This window comes from Selenobaculum gibii (genome assembly GCF_030273445.1).
In the GTDB taxonomy this organism is placed as follows: domain Bacteria; phylum Bacillota; class Negativicutes; order ICN-92133; family ICN-92133; genus Selenobaculum; species Selenobaculum gibii.
Window position 1 is genome coordinate 560,969 of sequence record NZ_CP120678.1, and the last position, 16,915, is coordinate 577,883.

The following is a 16,915-nucleotide window of genomic DNA, read 5'->3' on the forward strand; positions in this document are numbered from 1 at the left end:
TTGAGATTATATATTGCCGAAAAACCGAGCATGGGGGCTGAAATAGCAAAATGTTTGACAGGTCCAGTGATTCGGAAAGATGGCTATTTAGAAACAAAAGATGGAATTGTAACCTGGGGGTTTGGGCATATTTTAAGACAGGCTGAGCCAGAGGAATATGATGAAAAATATAAAAGATGGCGAATGGAAGATTTGCCGATTATCCCAGAAAAGTGGAGGCTTCTTGTTTCAGAGTCATGTGTAAAACAATTTGAAATAGTTAGGGGATTAATTGAGAGAGCTGATGAAGTTGTTCATGCAGGTGACCCTGATAGAGAAGGACAACTACTCATTGATGAAGTACTTGATTATGTAGAAAATACAAAACCCGTGAAGCGTATTTTACTTAATGCACTTGATGAAAAGAGCATAAAAAAGGCAATTCATAGTTTGCGGGAGAATAGTGAGTTTTTAAATTTAAAACAATCGGCGTTGGCTAGAGCGAGAGCAGATTGGCTCATTGGCATGAATCTGTCCCGGGCCTATACTTTAGCGGCACAACGTGCGGGACACAGAATTGTATTGCCAATTGGCAGAGTAAAAACACCTACATTGGCATTGGTGGTAAGGCGTGAACGTGAACTGGAAAACTTTGTCCCAGTAGATTATTTTGTAATTAAAGCAAAGTTTGCTCATGGAAATGGCGAGTTTATGACGAACTGGAAAGCAAAGGATGAGCAAATTGGGCTTGATAGTGAGGGGCGTTTAATTGATGAAGTAACAGCAAAAGCACTGGTTGATAAATTTCAGCAGGAAAACAATGAAACAGGCGTTGTTACATTATATGAGACGACCGAAAAAAAGGAATCACAAAGGTTGCCTTTTTCTTTGTCAGCTTTACAGGTCTTAGCAGGAAAAAGGTTTGGCTTTGAACCACAGCTTGTTTTAGATACGGCACAAAAACTGTATGAAAAAAAGCTTACTACATATCCGCGTTCTGATTGCGACTATTTACCGGAAAACCAATTTGAAGATGCAAAGGTGATTTTATCAAATTTGGCGAATTTAGATCAAAGTCAAATAGCTTCTTGGGCGAATAAAGCAGATTCTGGGATAAAAAGCCGTGCCTGGAATGATAAGAAAATTTCTGCCCATCACGCGATTATTCCAACGCAAGAGCGGTGCAAGTTTAGCACGCTAACTGAAGCAGAGCAAAAATTATATGGACTTATTGCACAAGCTTATATTGCACAATTTTATCCGCAACATGTGTATTTACAGACAAAAGTGGAAGTACATTATCTTAAAGAACGATTTACCGCAAGTGGTAAAGTCATTAAAGTATTAGGATGGAAAGAACTTTATAGTGCAGCAGATGCGGAGGAAAAGAAAGAGGACGAGGATGCATTATTGCCGGAAATGAAAAAAAAGGATGAAGTCTTATGTAAAGAAGCTTTCTTTGATAAAAAGGCGACGCGTCCACCGGCAAGATTTACGGCAGCAACTTTGCTGGCTGGAATGAAAGAGATACATAAATATGTAAAAAATCCCGAAGCAAAAAAGAAGCTAAAAGATGTATATGGAATTGGTACGGAGGCTACGCGGGCAACGATTATTAAGGAATTGATTTCACGTGGTTTTTTGCAAAATGAGGGGAAAAAGAAGACCTTAATCCCAACTAAGGCGGCGTATTTACTGGTAGATGCTTTACCGGATGAAATGACTTATCCAGACTCTACAGCTGTTTGGGAAGATCATTTGCATCGTATGGCGGCGGGAGATACTGAGTTAAAGCTTTTTCTTGCTGAGCAGGAGTCTTTTACAAAAGCATTATGTGAAAAGGCAAAGCAAATGGTGATACCGATTCATGAGGGGCAAAAGAAATGCCCGCGCTGTAAACAAGGGGTATTGCAGCTTCGAAACGGGAAAAATGGTGCGTTTTGGGGTTGTAGCAACTATCCGTCATGTCGGGCAACGTATGAAGACGATCATGGGAGTATAAAAAAGCCGGATCATCTTTGTCCACGGTGCAAACAAGGGGATTTACGGCTTCGGAATGGGAAAAATGGTGCGTTTTGGGGTTGTAGTAATTATCCGTCATGTCGGGCAACCTATAATGATGATAAAGGAAAACCGGATTTTAATAGATGAGGAGAAAAAGATGAAGGAAAATTTTTTGAAGTTTGGCCTAGATGAACAACTTGCAGTAGGTCTTGAAAAAATGGGGTTTGAAGCGTTTACGCAAATTCAAGCGGAGGTATTGCCTGTTGCTTTAACTGGGAAAAACATTATTGGTAAATCCGCTACTGGGACAGGAAAGACTTTGGCATACTTATTGCCGATTGTACAAAAAATTGAAATGGACAATCGCGCTTTACAAGCGGTTGTATTGGCACCTACTTATGAATTGGCTATGCAAATTTATCGTCAATTAGAATTGCTCATGCAAAAAGCAGAGAAGAAAATTACAATAGCATCTTTGATTGGTGGTGCGAATATTTCTCGCCAAGTTGATAAACTTAAAAATAAACCGCAGATTGTCGTTGGGTCAGTTGGCAGGATTCTTGAATTACAGAAAAAAGGCAAATTACAGTTCAAAAATGTAAAAATGGTTGTGCTGGATGAAGCAGATCGCATGGTGGATGATCAAAACTTTGCTATGGTTCGTCAATTTGTAAAACAAGTTCCAGTTGATGTGCAATATATGTTATTTTCGGCGACGATTTCAAGAAAAACCTTTAGTAAAGCAGATGAATTTGCTAAAGAGCCAGTAGAGATTTTATTAAAGGATGAAACTACGCTTAGTGAAAATATCATGCATAGCTATTTTCTTGCGGATTTTCGTGATAAAATAGATGTGTTACGAAAAATTACTCGTGGGTTAGAAATAAAACGAGGTTTAGTTTTTGTCAATAAAACGCATGATATAAAAATAGTAACAGAAAAACTTCTTTATCATGGATTAAAGGTTGTTAGCTTAGCAGGCGATGCAAATAAGATAGAACGTAAAAAAGCGATTGATGATTTTACCAAGGGGAAAGTAACATTAATGATTGCATCGGATGTCGCAGCACGTGGACTAGATATCCCTGATATTGATTTTGTCATTCATCATGATGTTGGTGATAACGAAAGCGTTTATACTCATCGTGCCGGACGTACGGGGAGAGCTGGTAAGAAGGGGCAAAGTATTTCGCTTGTAGCGCCAAAAGAAATAAAAAAGATTTCTGATTTTGCAGAGCGCTTACAGATTGAAATAAAACCAAAACAATTGTTACAAGGGAAAATCGTAGATTTTAGACGAAGACCAACCAATCGAAATCATGTGAAAAAAGAAAATAAAAATAATAAATAATAAAGAATAGAAGATTTTTAGGAGGTGAACCCTATTGCTCATGTGATAATGAGTAGATAGGAAATTTTTGGATTATACATCCGCAATACTTAATTTACTTTTAGTTGCTTTTTTAGTTGCGCTTAACGGCTTTTTTGTCGCTGCGGAATTTGCCATTGTTAAAGTTCGTTCGTCAAGAATTGATACGTTAGTACATGATGGGAATACAAGAGCAAAATATGCAAAAAATTTAGTAGAGCACTTAGATGCGTATTTATCGGTTACACAATTGGGAATTACTTTAGCATCCCTTGGTTTAGGCTGGATTGGGGAGCCAGCGGTAGCTAGGCTTATTGACCCAATTACCAATAGTTTAGGTCTTTCACCTGAAGTTAGTCATACGGTATCCTTTGCAGTTGCATTTTCTTTTATTACTGCGCTTCATATTGTCTTAGGCGAGTTAACTCCTAAATCATTGGCAATTCAGAAGGCTGAAGGTGTAGTTTTATGGGTAGCTATTCCGATGATTATGTTTTATAAATTGATGTATCCTGCTGTGTGGTTTTTAAATCATGTTGCAAATTGGATTTTAAGATTAGTCGGTATTCAGGTTTCCAATGAGGGGGAAGCTGCACATACAGAAGAAGAGATTCGGATTTTGATGGAGGAAAGTCATAAGCAGGGCTATATTGATCAGACGGAATTAACGTTTGTTGATAATATTTTTGATTTTGCTGAGCGTAATGTTAGAGAAGTGATGATTCCTCGCACTGATATGATTTGTATGTATGCCGAGGATCCTTTTGAAGAAAATATGAAAATTGCTTTAGAAGAGCATTTAACGAGATATCCGGTTTGTGATCCTGATAAAGATAATATTATTGGCTTTTTGCATATAAAAGATTTGCTTAGAGCGCTATCAACGGGCGAAAAGGATATGGATATTCGGAGTTTGACACGAAAAGTTACTGCTGTTCCGGAATCTATGCCACTTAGTAATTTGCTAAAATTGCTCCAAAAACATCGGGCACAGATTGCGATTGTCGTCGATGAATATGGTGGCACAGCTGGCATGGTAACAGTTGAAGATATATTAGAAGAAATTGTCGGAGAAATTCAAGATGAATTTGATGAAGAGCGACCATTTATCGAGCAGCGTGATGATAATACGTATTCAGTGGATGCAAGATTATTGTTAGAAGAAATTAATGATGAATTAGAAATAAATTTAGATTCAGAAAGCTTCGATACGATTGGTGGATGGTTATATTCAAGAATTGAAATGCCTCCAGTAATTGATGATAAAATCATTTACGAGGGCGATGAGTTTACTGTTGAGGAAGTAGACAATGTTCGCATAACGAGAATTTTGATTAAAGTCAATCATCCGCTTACCAAGAATTTCGAAGAAGAAGCGGACTTTGCAGAGCGCAAAGAAGATAATTCTAAGAATGAGTAACCTTAAAAATAAAAGGGCATAATCAACTAATATTCAAAGTTGATTATGCCCTTTTTCTGTAGATTTTTTGAGCGTTTTTCTATGGATTTCCTCTTTGTTTATGTACTAAGATAAGTTTTTCACATAGGGGTTTATCTATAGACAAACAGAATTATGGTATGATAAAATTAATTTATCATTATAGTGAAGTTTTAGTATTGTTTTTTAAATGTATTTGTAGTTCAGCGAGAAAATCTAACTCATTTGTTTTTTGTGTTAGATCTTTTTGAGTAAAGATATTTTTGCTGATTAAAAGTTCGATTAGACTAGCTAAAATAAGTGAATTCTTATATTCCGTTTCTTTCAAATCGGCAATTTGACCGACTAAGTTAATATCATTTAATTTCATATATAACCTCCATGCGAGATAAAATGTGGCTGGTTGAGATAATTATTCCCTTTAATAGAACGAATAATACAATTATTTTGAAAATTTGTAGAGGTTGTCTATTGGTTAGTTTTAGGGATAATTGCCGAAACGGTGTGTATTTTATCTAGAATGGAGGATTTTCTTTTATCATGGGTAGCAATAAACTTTCAAGACGTAATTTTTTAAAGTTGGTTGGAGGAGCGGGATTATTTGGTACAGGAATATTAGCTGCTGGGTGTAGTGGTAAAACAGCTGGTGGTAAAGGCTGGATTCCATCTCAGTATGAAGGAACAGGAAATTGGCAAGCTCAGGTAAAAGGGCGTATTGCCATTGCTTCAAGCAATGTATCTATTGAACGAAATGATTCAAAATGCATACTTTGTGGACAATGTATCGAAGTTTGTAAAAAGGTAATGAGTGTTTATGGCAGTTATGAATTACCATTAAAAAAAGATATTCCTTGTGTGAATTGTGGACAATGCAGTTTATGGTGTCCAACTGGCGCAATTACTGAAAAAAATAATATTACAGATGTGGTAAAAGCATTAGAAGATCAGAATAAATATGTGATTGTCCAAACTGCACCAGCAACGAAAGTTGCTCTTGGTGAAGAATTTGGCATGGAGCCTGGCAGTATTGTTGAAGGAAAACAAGTTGCAGCTTTAAGAGCGCTTGGGTTTGATGCTGTGCTTGATACTTGTTTTTCGGCTGATTTGACAATTATGGAAGAAGCGGCAGAAGTGCTGTATCGTTTAAAAAATGTTCAGAATACTCTGCCACAGTTTACATCCTGCTGTCCTGGGTGGGTGAAATTCTGTGAGTATTACTATCCTGATTTATTAGAGCATATGTCAAGCTGCAAATCGCCACAACAAATGCTTGGTGCTGTGGCAAAGACCTATTATGCAACTAAAATGGGAATTAATCCAGCAAATATTGTTTCTGTAGCAATTATGCCGTGCACAGCGAAAAAGGCTGAAGCAAAACGCTCAGAAATGAATGCGAGTGGTAAAGAGATTGGCAATGAGCATATGATGGATGTCGATCTCGTATTGACGACTCGTGAATTGGCGAGATTGATAAAATTAAAGCAAATTGATATGACAAATTTAGATAATCAGGAATATGATTCTATTCTTGGCGAGAGTACTGGAGCGGGTAAAATTTTTGGCGTAACTGGCGGTGTAACGGAAGCGGCGGTAAGAACACTTTATTACTATGCAACGAAGGAAAACCCACCGGCATCATTACTAAATTGGCAGGAAGTTCGTGGGTTAAAAGGTGTAAAAGAAGCTACAGTCGATGTACCGGGCTTTGGAACTGTAAAAGTTGCTGTTTGTCATGGATTAAAAAATGCACGTGTAATTTTAAAGCAGGTTAGAGAAAAAAAATCTCCTTGGCAATTTATTGAATTCATGGCTTGTCCTGGGGGTTGTATCGGCGGCGGCGGGCAGCCGAAAAGTGCAGTTCCACCAACGGATGATGTTCGAACTGCTAGAATTGCAAGCCTTTATAAAATGGATGCGCAGCAATCGAAGAAGCGATTGAGCTATCAAAATGATGAAATCAATACTTTATATAAAGAATTTTTTCAAGAACCGTTGAGTGAAAAAGCGGAGCATTTACTGCATACGCACTATCAGGACAAAAGTAATCTGTTTACAGCGAAAAAAGATCTGTAAAATGTAGATTATCATCTAGAAATGATTTTGTTATCGGATGACTTTATTTTTAGGAGTGAGATGAATGGCACAGGATAAAGGCGTATTAGTAGATTTGACGAAATGCATTGGCTGTGGAAGTTGTACAGTTGCTTGCAAGCTGTGGAATAAGCTTGATTTTAATGAAGAAAAACCAGCGCTTGGACACCAGGTAAAGTTAAACGATAAAAACTGGACGATTGTAAATAAAAAAGATGTCGTAACGAAAAACGGTGAGCCAGTTTGGCGGTTTATTAAGCAACAATGTATGCATTGTAGTGAGCCGGCTTGTGCATCTGCTTGTTTTTCAAAAGCACTGCAAAAGGATGAAAATGGGGCAGTCGTTTATTATCCTGATTTGTGTGTAGGGTGTCGTTATTGTATGATTGCCTGCCCGTTTGATGTACCAAAATACGAATGGGAAAAACCGATGCCGCTCGTAACGAAATGTCAGATGTGTTCAACGCGTATTGCCAAGGGCGAATCACCAGCTTGCGTAGATGTATGTCCAACATCAGTAATGAAATTTGGAAATCGTAATGATCTGCTTGCAGAAGCGGAACGAATTGTTCGCTCAGATAATAAATATGTAAAAAAGATATATGGTGCAACTGAAGTTGGCGGGACAAATTGGCTCTATATTTCCGATGTTGATTTTGCACAGCTTGGGTTTAAAATGAATTTAGAAACGACACCTCCTTCTGATTATACGAAAAGCTATTTGTCTAAAGTTCCATTTTTAGCAGTTGGCTGGGGTATGTTGTTAACGGCAATGGCAGTTTATACAAAACGCCGGAACAAATTAGAAAAGGAAAGAGATGCTAACGACCATGAGTAAACCAAACATTATAAAATTTCAAGGACTCATTTTTACAATTACAGCTTTTAGAGCTTTATTGACAGCATTTGTTTTAATTGGTGCGGGGATTATTGTTACCAGACTTTTAACTGGATTCAGCATTGTTACTAATTTAAGTGATGCATGGCCATGGGGATTATGGATAGCTTTTGATGTATTTACTGGAGTTGCTTTAGCGGGTGGAGGTTACTCTACGGCTTTTTTAGCACACATTTTGCATTGTGAAAAGTATCAATCTGTGGCTAGATGTTCCTTATTGGTTTCCCTAGTAGGGTATATTTGGGTAATGACAGCTGAGATTTTAGATATTGGACAGTGGCTCAATTTCTGGCGTCCTTTTGTATCATGGGGACATGATTCTGTACTATTTGAAATTTTTTGGTGTATTATGATTTATACGAGTATTCAAGTGTTAGAATTTGGTGAAATTTTCACAGAAAAATTCGGGAAATGTTTTCATCAATACTTTAAAAAAGCTTTACCATTCTTATTAATTTTAGGGGTATTGTTTCCAACGTTTCATCAGGCTTCTTTGGGTGGACTATTTTTATTAGCAAAATCAAGAATGTATGCTTTATGGTGGAGCGAATATTTACCCATTTTTTTCTTGATGTCATCCTTCTTTGTCGGACCAGCAACTGTATGCGTGGTAAACTGGCTGACACGTAAATTCTTTAAAAATGATGTTCCGGTAGAGGTATTAACAAGCATAGCAAGGCTAGGCGGAAAAGTGATGCTTGCCTATTTAGGGCTAAAAGTTTTTGATTTATTTATGCGTGGACAGCTTGGCTTAGTTTTTTATGGTAATCTAGAAAGTGATTTCTTCCTTACCGAAATGCTAGTCGGGCTTATTTTACCGATTATGATTGTGTTTAGTAAATATGGTGAAACGCGTAATGGTTTGATGCTTTATGGAGTATTGACATGTCTTGGTCTAGTGATCAACCGTATGAATACGGTATTTACTTCGATGTATGGACATTTACAGAGTGTTTATATTCCATCGATATGGGAGTTTGCTGTAACTTTGGCGATTGTATCCATGGCAACTTTAGTTTATTGTTTTCTTGTTGATAACTTCAATGTGCTCAATAGAAATAATAAATTGCAATCTGATACTGAGGCAGAAGAAAAAGTTCTTGAAGAGTCGCATGGCAATATATAAATGTTCTAATTTTCACTGGCGTCAAAGCAGTAACATGAAGGCACGATAAGAACTAAGGAATTTGTTTGCTATAAGTAGAGTTGATTCAGATGGAGTTGTTACTCCATCTGAACCTTAGTGATTTTTATCATGATAACGAATAGTGCTTTTAGGAAGAAGAGAAAGGCACTATTTGTTTGCTTAATGCATTAGCTTTATGAAAAGCCGAGAATTTTTTCGGTCATAATGTTACTTTTGGGGATTATATTTTGATGAAAATGTAGAAATAGCAGTCATATGATAATTAGTATTGTTGATGTATTACGATATGTATTTTTTGTTATTGCTTGCTATGGAAGGGATGCTATTTATGGAGAAGAAGTACAGACAGCTTGAGCTTTTAGGATGGACTTTTACAATTACCCCTATGCGTTTTTTTTTAACGGGATTAGCACTTATTTGTTTGGGGACAATCATAGTAAGACTTGTTACGGGATATCAGTATGTTACAAATTTGACTGATGAAACACCTTGGGGACTTTGGATTGCATTTGATGTCATGACAGGAGTTGCACTTGCCGGCGGTGGTTATTCTACAGCGTTATTAGTACATAGTTTTGATTACAAAAAATATAGAGTAGTTGCCAGAGGTGCTCTTTTAACATCTCTCTTTGGCTATATCTTAGTTATGGTTGGTTTATTTTTAGATATTGGACAATGGTATAATTTCTGGCGTCCATTTGTTTCATGGGGGTATAGCTCCGTTTTATTTGAAGTTTTCTGGTGTGTTTCTATTTATACAACGATACTTAGCTTAGAGTTTTGCGAAGTTTTAACAGAACGTATTGCTAAGAGTTATCATTTGAAAGTATTAAAGATTTTACCGATTTTGATTATTATCGGGCTTATTTTCCCAATGATGCATCAATCCTCACTAGGCGGTTTGTTTTTGCTGTTTAAAGCGAAAATGTATCCACTTTGGTGGAGTGAGTTTTTACCGCTGTATTTCTTACTTTCATCATTCTTCGTTGGCTCAGCTATGGTATGTGTGGAAACTGATTTAGCGAGAAGAGGCTATGCGCATGAAGTTCCTCATAATGTGTTAAAACGTTTAACACGTGTTGGTGGAAGAGTTATGGTGGCATATCTTTTACTAAAACTTTATGATCTTACGGTTCAAAATCAATGGGGATTATTATTTGAAAATAGCTTGCAAAGTAATTTATATATCGTGGAAATGGTGTTTGGTATTATTATACCGATTTGTCTAATTTTTAGTTCAATCGTGAATACTAGACGTGGTCTGATGCTTTACTCATGGCTAACGGTCGGTGGAGTTGTCTTAAATCGGATGAATAACGTATTTACTTCAATGTACACTAGCGGAAACTATTTTCCATCGATTTGGGAGTTTATCGTGAGTATTGGCTTAATTTCTATAGGATGTTTAATCTACTGCTTTATTGTGGAAAACTTTAAAGTTATTGGCGATGAATATGCCGTACAAGTTCGTGTGCAAAATGCTAATAATAGTGGATTGCAAGTTTGGTCTTCTAGTGCTCAGCAAGTATTTGAGGATAAAAAATAGTTTTATATGGTGTAGTAAAAGTACAGAGGAATTTTTCCTCTGTACTTTTTTGTTTTCCAGAGTTATAATGTAAGCGATAGCGAAAGAAAAAAATTTTTTTCAGGTAATATATAAATTGTATTTATATATTACCTGATGAAGTATAATCTAATTAAATATAATTATAACTAGAGTTTATAAGAGAAAAGTTATGATGATTAATTTTTTTTAATAATTAAGATAAGTAAAAGTTATTTTAGTATTATTTGGTTATTAATAATATTAATGACACCATAACTATACGTAGTTACTATCAGTAATATACGAGGATGTTATGGTTTTTTATTTTAAGATATTTATCTTGAAGAAATGGAGGGGAATGAAATGAAAAATAAAATTTCGCGAAGAAATTTTTTAAAGTTGGTAAGCAGTACAGGTGTTTTAGGAACTAGTGTATTAGCAGCAGGATGTAGCGGCAAACCTTCTGGAGGTACTGGTTGGATGCCGAATCAATACGAAGGATCAAAAAACTATCCGATAAAAGTAAAAGGCAGAATTGCAATTGATAGCAAGAATCCATCAATTATGCGCGATGATGCGAAATGCATTTTATGCGGTCAATGTTTAGAAGTTTGCCAAAATGTAATGAGTGTATATGGAAGCTATGAACTACCGATAAAGGATGATACCCCTTGTGTGCATTGCGGACAATGTACTTTGTGGTGTCCAACGGGAGCAATCACGGAAAAATCAAACATCAACGAGGTAGTAAAAGCATTAAATGACCCGACTAAATTTGTCATCGTGCAAACCGCACCAGCAACACGGGTTGGATTAGGGGAGGAATTTGGACTTGAAGCGGGTACAATCGTTGAGGGAAAACAAGTAGCTGCATTAAAAAAAATAGGATTTGATGCGGTAGTTGACACAACGTATTCGGCAGATTTAACAATTATGGAAGAAGCATCGGAAGTTGCTCATCGAGTGCTGAAAGAACCGAATAAGCTGCCTCAATTTACTTCGTGTTGTCCGGGATGGGTAAAATTTTGTGAATACTTTGGATCCGATATTATGGAACATTTATCAAGCTGTAAATCGCCACAACAAATGCTTGGTCCATTAATAAAAACTTATTATGCGAAGCATAAAAACATTCATCCGAAAGATATTGTTTCTGTTTCTATCATGCCTTGTACGGCAAAAAAATACGAATGTAATCGTCCCGAAATGAATGCAGCAGGAATAATGTTGGGGGATAAAAATATTCGTGATGTGGATTATGTCCTAACTACACGCGAATTAGCGAGATTGATAAAAATGAATAATATTGATCTAACTACACTCGAAGATACTGAATACGACTCAATTCTAGGAGAAGGTACAGGGGCAGGAAAAATTTTTGGTACTACAGGTGGAGTAATGGAAGCTGCAGTTCGTACTTTATATTGGTTGGTAACAAAGCAAGATCCGCCAGAAGTGTTATTAGATTGGCAGGCAGTTCGCGGATTAGCAGGGGTAAAAGAAGCCTCGGCAAATGTACCGGGTGTTGGTGAAGTAAAAGTTGCAGTATGTAGCGGGTTAAAAAATGCGCGTATTATTATGGAGAGAATTCGTAATCATACGGCACCTTGGCAATTTGTTGAATTTATGGCTTGCCCAGGCGGATGTATTGCTGGTGGTGGACAGCCAAGAACTTCCCTGCCACCAAGTGATGAAGTAAGAACTTTAAGAATGCAAAATTTATATAAACTGGATAGTAAGAGAAGCGTAAAGCGTTTAAGTCATACAAATAAAGAAGTGCAAGATTTATATGATCAATTTTTAGAAAAACCACTGAGTAAAAAAGCTGAGCAATTATTGCATACGCATTATACAGATAGAAGTTATCAATTGACAATAAAAAATAAGTGATGTGAGGTGAAAAAGATGTCTACGACGAAAGGGGTATTAGTAGATTTAACAAAATGTATTGGTTGTGGCAGCTGCACTGTAGCATGCAAATTGTGGAATGGAACTGATTTTAATAAAGAAAAGCCGGCGACAAATGAGACTGGAAAAGAAGCGGTTTTAAATGATAAAAACTGGACGATTGTAACAAAACACGAAATAAAAGACAATCAGGGGAATCCTATATGGCGTTTTGTTAAACAACAATGTATGCACTGCCTTGAGCCAGCTTGTGCATCTGCTTGTTTTTCGAAAGCCTTGCAAAAGGATGAAAATGGTGCGGTGGTTTATTATCCGGATTTATGTGTCGGTTGTCGATATTGTATGGTAGCATGTCCTTTTGATGTTCCTAAATATGAATGGGAAAAAGCGCTGCCTTTTGTAACGAAGTGTCAAATGTGTTCATCGAGGATTGCGCATGGAGAGGCGCCGGCTTGTGTTGGTGTTTGCCCAACGAATGTGATGACATTTGGTAATCGTGATGATTTATTAAAAGAAGCTGAGCGTAGAATTCATAGTGATGCAAAGTATATACAAAAAATTTATGGAGCGACTGAAGTTGGTGGGACAAACTGGCTGTATATTTCAGATGTTGATTTTGAAAAGCTTGGTTTTAAAACGCATTTAGAATCGATACCACCATCTACGTATACAGAGCGTTATTTATCAAAAGTACCGTTTTTAGCAGTTGGTTGGGGAGCTTTTTTGGCTGGTCTTGCTTACTATAGTAATAGAAGAAGTAAATTGGAAAAAGAAAAACAACAAGAAGAGTAGGAGGGGATAGATATGGGGCGCACATATAAACAACTAGATTTTTTAGGTTGGAAGTTTACAATTACGCCGATTCGATTTATATTAACTGGATTTGTAGCGATATGCGCGGCAATTATTGTAGTTCGTCTCTTAACAGGATTCGGTCTGGTAACAAATTTAAATGATCAATGGCCGTGGGGCTTATGGATTGCTTTTGATGATATGGTAGGGGTAGCACTTGCCGGTGGCGGATATGGTTCTGCGTTATTGGTTTATAGCTTTCGCTATCAAAAGTATGAAGAAGTTGCACGCGGTGCATTGTTAACTTCTTTGTTTGGTTATATTTTAGTTATGGTTGGATTACTCCTTGATATTGGTCAATGGCATAACTTTTGGCGACCAATGGTATCAATGGGATATACTTCAGTTTTATTTGCGGTATTAGTTTGTGTATCTATTTATGTAACAGTAGCTGGCTTACAATTCTTTTGTGAAATTGTTACAGAGAGAATTAGCGAAAGAGTAAATAAAATCGCCATGAGAATTGTTCCCTTTTTAATTTTCATCGGAATTATTTTTCCGGTAATTCATCAGGCAACTTTGGGCGGATTATTCTTAATTATGAAATCAAAAATGGATCCGATTTGGTGGAGTGAATTGATGCCGCTTTACTTTTTACTTTCTTCATTTTTTGTTGGATCGGCAATGTTATGCTTGGAGACGGAACTAGCAAGAAGAGCATATTCGCATACAATTCCAGTCGATGTATTGAAAATGTTGTCTCGTGTAGGCGGCAGAGTTATGATTGCTTATGTACTGATTCGATTTGGCGATTTATACTGGAATGACAAAATTGCGTTTTTATTTGATGGATCATTTTCTAGTAATATGTTTTGGCTAGAAATGGTGGCAGGAATATTTATTCCGATAGCAATCATTTTTAGTTCATTGGCAAATCAACGGGCATGGTTAGTCACTTACGGGACTTTAACAGTAGGTGGCGTAATTTTAAATCGTATGAATTATACATTTACTTCTATGTTGAGTTATCATGGCACAGGATACTTCCCTTCGATATGGGAGATTTTAATTAGTGTTGGGTTAGTAAGCCTAGGATGCTTAATTTATTGCTTTATTGTAGAAAATTTCAATATTCTTGGCGGAGCACATGCGATTCAAACTAAAATATTAAATTCGTTCGCCAATAGTGAAAATTCATGGGCAAAATGGATTGCTATGGGGAAACAGTATCAAGATGAAGTGCATGCACAAAGTAAAAAAATCTAAAAAAATGATAGTTGGGCAAATCATTTCTTGCCCTAACTATCATTTTTTTATTTATCTATCAAGTAATATATGGTAATATAATGTCGAGAAAAGAAGAAGGAATGTATTGGACGATGGTGGGTGAATTAATGTATCAGAAGATTTTGAATTTATTTGAGGCTATTGAAAAACTTCCTGTAGTAAGTTCTATACGAAATGGACTAGTAATGACAATACCAATTGTATTGATTGGCTCATTCATTCTAATCTGCAAAAATATTCCTATTGAAGAGTATCAAAGTTTTTTATCTTCATTTGGCAATGGTGTTATTTTAAACATTATGAATTATATCTATGATGCTACTTTTGGAATGTTGGCAGTTTACATTATGTTAGCAATTAGCAGTGTATATGCGAGAGATAATATAGAATTATACGGTTCTAAGTATGGAATCCCATTAACAGCAGTTACTTGCTTTTTTATTTTTACAGGCGTTTCAGGAAATAATTTAAAATTGACTTCATTTGGTGCATTAGGGGTGTTTACTGGCATCGTATCTGCAATCATTCCAGTTCTTTTCTATCAATATGGAAAAAATATTTCTCAAAAGTGCTATTATAAATTTTCTTCAGTTGGTGTAGACAGTAATATAAATAAAGCAATTTCGGAAATCTTTCCGATTTTGTTTATTATTTTTCCTTGTGCGAGCATAAACGCATTTGTTGTACAAGGATTAGGATATTCTTCTTTTCAAGATTTTTTTTTACAGATAGCTAACTTGTTATTTTCTCAAGAAGGCAGGTCCTTTTTGGGCGGAATTTGCTGGGTTTTCTCTACTACTTTTTTATGGTTTTTGGGTGTTCATGGAAGTAATGTTCTGGAAGGAGTTGCACAGCATTTATTTCCCTCAACGACAGTCCTTAATGTTCCTGTAATTAGCATGGGGGGAATTCCTCATGAAATTTTGACGAAAGAATTTTTTAATATTTATATTCTTATGGGCGGGTGTGGAACTTCGACATGTTTATTGTTGGCGGTTTTTTTCTTTAGCAAACGGAAAAGTAGCCGTGGAATAGCAAAAATTGCGGCAGTACCGATACTTTTTAATGTAAGCGAAATCTTAATATTTGGGCTACCTATTGTATTTAACCCTATTTTATTTATTCCGTTTATTGGTGTCCCGATTATTGGCTATTGTATTGCTTATTTTTTCGTAAGTATAGGATTTGTTCCTGTGATAATGCATGATATTCATTGGACGATGCCGATATTTTTTTCAGGTTATTTTGCAACGGAGTCGTACATGGGAGCAGTGTTACAAGGCATCATTTTGCTTGTAGGTACATTCATTTATCGTCCATTCATTCGGGTATATGATGCAGAAAAAATTCGTATAGCTAAAAATTATTTGCAAGATTTAATTGATACTTTACAAAAAAATGAGCAAATAAATAAAAATATTATTTTAACACAATTACAAGATCAGCGTGGGAGGTTAGCAAAAGCACTGCTTGTTGAGTTAAAGGAAGCGTTAAAAGAAAAAAAATTAAAGCTTTTTTATCAACCTCAGCATAATCATTCACAGCAATGTGTAGGTGCAGAGGCTTTATTGCGCTGGGAAAATGAATTTTTAGGGATGATTTATCCGCCATTAATGATAAAATTAGCGGAAGAAGCAGGCTTTTTAAAAGATTTAGAAAAATTCGTTGTTGTGCGAGCAGTGCATGATATGGAATTTATTAATTTCAACCGAAAAGAGCCATTAAAAAGTTGTATCAATGTATCGGCTATTACAATACAAGATACAACTTTTGAAAAGTTTTTAGATGAGGTTTCTAAGAAAAAGTCGGTTCAAAAAGGAAGTATCTGTTTAGAGATTACTGAACAAACTGCTTTATGTTGTGATGAGGATACAGAAGCGGTGTTTGCACGAATTCGCAAACGAGGTTTTCAGCTAGCCATTGATGATTTTTCTATGGGACATACTTCATTAAAGTATTTGCAAGTGAATCAATTTGATATGGTGAAGCTGGATGGAACACTGGTAAAAAAAATCATGGAGAATCCAAGAGCAAAAGAAATCGTTTCTTCTATCATTGCGTTATCGCATACACTTGGGTTTACTGTTTTAGCTGAATATGTAGAAACTGAAAATCAACGAGTTGAATTAGAAAAAGTAGGATGTTTAAACTATCAAGGATATCTTTATAGTCCCGCGATAGAGTTTGAGGAGTTTATCCGATATATTGAAAAGAGACCAGAAAAAGCTGGCTCAATAAAATAAATAGGCAAGTTAGTTGGAGAGGCTTAGTCATAAATTCATAAGATAAATTTCTAGCTAATTTGCTAAAAATAGTGATTGTTTTTTAATAAGTTTGTAAAACAGAATAACTGCTTCAAAGCAGATTTGAAAAAGTGGCTCTATAATCAATGTTGTGATGAATTGCAAAATCACAACATTGATTATAGAGTTATTTTTTATTACAAAATAAATAAA

At 36.0% G+C, this 16,915-nt stretch carries 12 protein-coding genes; 11 read left to right on the plus strand and 1 reads right to left on the minus strand.

Features of this window, described 5'->3' with window-relative positions; all coding sequences use genetic code 11:
- The 3 genes from P3F81_RS02560 to P3F81_RS02570 all read left to right on the plus strand — a co-directional run bounded on the left by P3F81_RS02560 (position 1) and on the right by P3F81_RS02570 (position 4,772).
- Positions 1-2,130, plus strand: a complete 2,130-nt coding sequence (locus tag P3F81_RS02560) for a DNA topoisomerase III (RefSeq protein ID WP_147666609.1) — start codon at positions 1-3, stop codon at positions 2,128-2,130.
- A 10-nt stretch (positions 2,131-2,140) separates the two neighbouring features.
- The gene (locus P3F81_RS02565; RefSeq protein WP_309320596.1) at positions 2,141-3,334 is read left to right on the plus strand and encodes a DEAD/DEAH box helicase; all 1,194 of its coding nucleotides are present in this window, start codon (positions 2,141-2,143) and stop codon (positions 3,332-3,334) included.
- A gap of 67 nt (positions 3,335-3,401) precedes the next feature.
- Positions 3,402-4,772 (plus strand): hemolysin family protein, encoded by a 1,371-nt coding sequence (locus P3F81_RS02570; protein WP_147666605.1) that lies wholly within the window; start codon positions 3,402-3,404, stop codon positions 4,770-4,772.
- A 178-nt stretch (positions 4,773-4,950) separates the two neighbouring features.
- Here the strand turns inward: P3F81_RS02570 and P3F81_RS02575 are convergent, their stop codons facing one another.
- A complete protein-coding gene (locus P3F81_RS02575) occupies positions 4,951-5,160 on the minus strand; it encodes a hypothetical protein (protein WP_147666602.1) in 210 nt (69 codons plus the stop codon).
- Positions 5,161-5,330: 170 nt separating this feature from the next.
- Between P3F81_RS02575 and P3F81_RS02580 the strand changes: the two genes are divergently transcribed.
- The 8 genes from P3F81_RS02580 (at position 5,331) to P3F81_RS02615 (ending at position 16,702) form a co-directional block, all read left to right on the plus strand.
- Complete coding sequence (locus P3F81_RS02580) at positions 5,331-6,863, plus strand: [FeFe] hydrogenase, group A (RefSeq protein ID WP_147666600.1); 1,533 nt, start codon at positions 5,331-5,333, stop codon at positions 6,861-6,863.
- A gap of 64 nt (positions 6,864-6,927) precedes the next feature.
- Entirely contained in the window at positions 6,928-7,719 is a 792-nt protein-coding gene (locus P3F81_RS02585; protein ID WP_147666598.1) for a 4Fe-4S dicluster domain-containing protein, read from the plus strand.
- The gene (nrfD, locus tag P3F81_RS02590) at positions 7,712-8,905 is read left to right on the plus strand and encodes an NrfD/PsrC family molybdoenzyme membrane anchor subunit (protein WP_309320597.1); all 1,194 of its coding nucleotides are present in this window, start codon (positions 7,712-7,714) and stop codon (positions 8,903-8,905) included. The genes P3F81_RS02585 and nrfD (P3F81_RS02590) overlap by 8 nt, the downstream gene beginning before the upstream one ends.
- Positions 8,906-9,254: 349 nt before the next feature.
- Positions 9,255-10,472, plus strand: coding sequence for an NrfD/PsrC family molybdoenzyme membrane anchor subunit (gene nrfD, locus P3F81_RS02595; protein ID WP_147666596.1), 1,218 nt, complete (start codon positions 9,255-9,257; stop codon positions 10,470-10,472).
- A 363-nt stretch (positions 10,473-10,835) separates the two neighbouring features.
- Positions 10,836-12,362 (plus strand): [FeFe] hydrogenase, group A, encoded by a 1,527-nt coding sequence (locus P3F81_RS02600; RefSeq protein WP_309320598.1) that lies wholly within the window; start codon positions 10,836-10,838, stop codon positions 12,360-12,362.
- A gap of 15 nt (positions 12,363-12,377) precedes the next feature.
- Positions 12,378-13,172, plus strand: coding sequence for a 4Fe-4S dicluster domain-containing protein (locus tag P3F81_RS02605; protein ID WP_147666592.1), 795 nt, complete (start codon positions 12,378-12,380; stop codon positions 13,170-13,172).
- 12 nt (positions 13,173-13,184) lie between these two features.
- On the plus strand, positions 13,185-14,438 hold the full coding sequence (gene nrfD, locus P3F81_RS02610; RefSeq protein WP_147666589.1) for an NrfD/PsrC family molybdoenzyme membrane anchor subunit: 1,254 nt from the start codon (positions 13,185-13,187) through the stop codon (positions 14,436-14,438).
- An 80-nt stretch (positions 14,439-14,518) separates the two neighbouring features.
- On the plus strand, positions 14,519-16,702 hold the full coding sequence (locus P3F81_RS02615; RefSeq protein ID WP_147666587.1) for a PTS sugar transporter subunit IIC/EAL domain-containing protein: 2,184 nt from the start codon (positions 14,519-14,521) through the stop codon (positions 16,700-16,702).
- The last annotated feature ends 213 nt before the right edge of the window (positions 16,703-16,915 follow it).